The sequence below is a fragment of the Oleiphilus sp. HI0061 genome, assembly GCF_001635675.1.
In genome coordinates this window covers 1-3,657 of the sequence record NZ_LWFE01001467.1, presented here as the reverse complement: position 1 = coordinate 3,657, position 3,657 = coordinate 1, and the positions used below count along the sequence as shown (strand labels likewise).

4 protein-coding genes are annotated in these 3,657 nt (G+C 43.9%); all 4 read left to right on the top strand.

Features of this window, described 5'->3' with window-relative positions:
* Positions 1-85 precede the first annotated feature (85 nt).
* Positions 86-577, top strand: a complete 492-nt coding sequence (locus A3735_RS23030) for a hypothetical protein (protein ID WP_068515805.1) — start codon at positions 86-88, stop codon at positions 575-577.
* A 51-nt stretch (positions 578-628) separates the two neighbouring features.
* Positions 629-1,267 carry a UvrY/SirA/GacA family response regulator transcription factor gene (gene uvrY / locus A3735_RS23025; protein ID WP_068515802.1) on the top strand — a complete coding sequence of 213 codons (639 nt, stop codon included), beginning with the start codon at positions 629-631 and terminating at the stop codon, positions 1,265-1,267.
* On the top strand, positions 1,248-3,128 hold the full coding sequence (gene uvrC, locus A3735_RS23020; protein WP_068515799.1) for an excinuclease ABC subunit UvrC: 1,881 nt from the start codon (positions 1,248-1,250) through the stop codon (positions 3,126-3,128). The genes uvrY and uvrC overlap by 20 nt, the downstream gene beginning before the upstream one ends.
* A gap of 32 nt (positions 3,129-3,160) precedes the next feature.
* On the top strand, positions 3,161-3,657 hold a 497-nt coding region (pgsA, locus tag A3735_RS23015), incomplete at its 3' end, for a CDP-diacylglycerol--glycerol-3-phosphate 3-phosphatidyltransferase (RefSeq protein WP_068638727.1).

The window sequence follows — 3,657 nt, the reverse complement described above, 5'->3', positions numbered from 1 at the left end:
TGTTGGTAAAACTCGCTATATTGCTGTGATGACATACACTTTTGTTAAGTACTGTGTGAATTGTAATTGAATGTTGAGAAAGGCCATGTCTACATATACTTCATCCCCGAATTCTAGCGTTGAAGGCGGGAGCCGCATAGAGACAACCAATTTTGTGATCGATGCAAAGCACGATATCTTGACGATCGATATGCTTGGAACATGGAATGAGGGGAATACCTTAGACTATGTCGCTAGTTATAAACGTTTGGTTCACCGCTATTTTACCCGAGAGTGGGCTTGTGTGATCAACTTAAAGGGCATGGATATGCTTCTATCCGAGTCGTTTCAAATCGAAACACTAAAGGCGCTTAATGCTTGGTCTTATATTAAAGGAATGAAGGCTATTGCTGTTGTATTTAGTAGCAATAACCGAAGTCACTTGCTCTATCAGTTCGAAGAAATATTCAAGGTTAAGCACCCCTATGCAACGTCGGTATGCTTGAGTGAATTTGAAGCTTCTCAATGGCTTGATTCTCAGGGGTTTAAGATGAAAACCTTGAATTCGTCACCAAAACTAACAAGCATTGCTGTATAATCTCCGCGTTCATTGTCTAACAATTCTAGTTGCTTTCGCGGGTGATTTATTTTGATAAAAGTCTTAGTCGTTGATGATCATGATCTGATTCGTGCAGGTATTGCGCGTATGTTGCTTGATGACGGTGCGATTGAGGTAGTCGGTGAAGCATCTTCTGGTGAAGATGCTTTAAGCAAAGCGCGCGAACATTCCCCTGACGTTGTCTTGATGGACCTCAAAATGCCCGGCATTGGTGGGCTAGAGGCAACACGAAGGCTAAAGCGTCAAAATGAGCAAACAAAAGTCGTAGTTGTAACAGCTTGTATTGATGATCCTTACCCAAGCCACGTTTTAGAATCGGGTGCTTCGGCATATGTTTCGAAGAACAGCCATATTTCTGAGATGATCAAGGCAATCAAGCAAGTTCATAGCGGCGAGCGTTATATTAGCCCTGATATTGCACAGGCTATGGCCTTAGGTAAAGCGAACTCGTCTCCTTTTGACAGTTTGTCTGAGCGAGAACTGCAGATTGCCACGATGATTATGGATTGCCAGAAAGTTCAGAGCATATCAGACAAGCTTTGTCTGAGCCCAAAGACAGTAAATAGTTATCGCTATCGGATATTTGAAAAGCTGGATATCACCAGTGATGTTGAATTGACCTTGCTTGCTGTGCGAAATGGTTTGTTAGATGTCGACCGACCCAATTGATCTGCAAGAATCCTTCTCAGAATCTTCCTCATTTGACTCTAAAAGCTTTTTATCTGGATTGACTACAAGTCCGGGAGTCTACCGTATGTATGGTAGTGACGGAAGCATACTGTATGTTGGTAAGGCAAAGCATCTCAAAAAACGTGTTTCCAGTTATTTTGCTCGTCAGGGTTTGTCTCTTAAGACTCAATCGCTAGTCAGCAAAATCGCTAAAATAGAAGTCACGCTAACCCGTAGCGAGACAGAAGCGCTGATTCTAGAACAGAATCAGATAAAGACCCTTAAGCCCCCGTACAATATTCTCTTGCGAGATGATAAGTCTTACCCCTATATCTATTTGGCAAGCGATAAAGAATACCCTTCATTATCCATGAAAAGGGCGCGTAGCAAAGGGAAGGTTGGACGTTATTTCGGGCCCTTTCCAAGCTCTGGTTCAGTAAAAGAAAGCCTGAACATGCTTGAGAAAATCTTCAAGGTTCGCCAATGTCATGATAGCTATTACAACAACCGCTCTCGCCCTTGTCTTCAGTATCAGATAAAACGCTGCAAAGCTCCGTGTGTCGGTTTGGTTAGTCACGAAGAGTACCTGGAAGATGTTAAAAGTGTTGAGATGTTTCTGCAGGGAAAGAGTCCTGAATTAATCCGTAGGCTTATTTCGCAAATGGAGCAGGCTTCTATAGAGCTTAAGTTCGAAGAGGCCGCAGAGATAAGAGATCAGATTGAGCATCTTCGACATGTTCAGGAAAGCCAGTCTGCCGAGGGTGGGACGCAGAGCCTGGATGTAGTTGTACTCGTAGCAAAAGGCGGCTCGGTTGTAGCATCAATGCTTTATGTGCGTAACGGGCGAATTCTTGGCCATAAGAACTACTTCCCCAAGTTGTCTCTGGAGATGAGCAATAATGAAATGCTGTCGAGCTTTGTCGAGCAATATTATATTGGCCAGAATGAGTCTAGAGATATTCCGGGAGAGATTGTTCTAAACGAATCATTGAGTAATCAGGCATTGATTACCGAAGCCATCGAGCAGGTAGTTGGTAAGAAGGTGAAAATCTCTACCAAGGTGAAACAATTAAAGGCGCAATGGCTTAAGCTAGCGAGCACGAATGCAGAAAATGCCCTGCAAACGCACTTGGCTAATAAAGAAAACATGTTTCATAAGTTCGATGCTCTGGCGGAACTACTGCAGCTTGAGGATCGACCCAAACGCATGGAGTGCTTTGATATTAGCCACAGCTCAGGTGAAAAAACAGTGGGCTCCTGTGTTGTCTTTAATGAGGCGGGGCCAATGAAGTCGGACTATCGGACCTATAATATTGAAGGTATTACCGGAGGGGATGACTACGCTGCAATGCGTCAGACACTGGAAAGGCGCTACAAGGCATTGAAAGATAACCCCGATAAACGACCAGACCTGATTTTAATTGATGGTGGCAAAGGTCAACTAAATCTGGCACTTGAGGTCTTCGACAGGTTAAACTTGTCAGATCTTAATGTAATTGGCGTTGCCAAGGGTGTTACGCGTAAACCCGGCTTTGAAACATTGCTAATACCTGAAAAGGCTGGCCACTTAAAAACGATAGACTGTGCTTCTGATAATCCGGGGTTGCATTTAATTCAGCAAATACGGGACGAAGCCCACCGCTTTGCGATTACCGGGCACCGGAATCGTAGAGATAAGGCAAGGCGTCAATCAACGTTAGAGAATATTGAAGGGGTAGGGGCTAAGAGGCGAAAAGCGTTGCTGCAGTATTTTGGTAGCGTCTCGAATATCAAAAAGGCGTCGACCGAAGAAATAGCAAAAGTATCAGGAATTAGCACGAGTTTGGCAGAGCATATCTATTTGACGCTCCATAGCTCGTAAATAAAGTATTACTAAGGCAGCTAGAAGTTTTCATGAATTTACCAAATATCCTTACCGTTTCCAGAATTGTTCTTATTCCGGTTTTTGTCGTAGCGTATTACTTGCCGATAGAATCGAGTGCCATCTTAGCTGCAGCGTTATTTTTTATTGCAGGTTGTACGGATTATCTTGATGGCTACCTGGCAAGAAAGTGGAACCAGACTACACCCTTTGGTGCTTTTCTTGATCCAGTCGCAGATAAACTGATGGTGGCAATGTCCTTGGCGGTGATAATCGAAAGCTATTACTCTGTCTGGGTGACGATTCCAGCGATGATTATTATTGGGCGTGAAATTGTCGTTTCAGCCTTGCGAGAGTGGATGGCAGAGCAGGGCAAACGTGATAATGTTGCGGTGTCGTTCATCGGTAAGCTAAAAACTATGTGCCAGATGGGCTCCATTATGCTGTTGTTGCTAGGCCCTGAATCTGACTGGTTTTATTGGTCTGGGATTGGCCTTATATACTTCGCATCGATTCTTACGCTATGGTC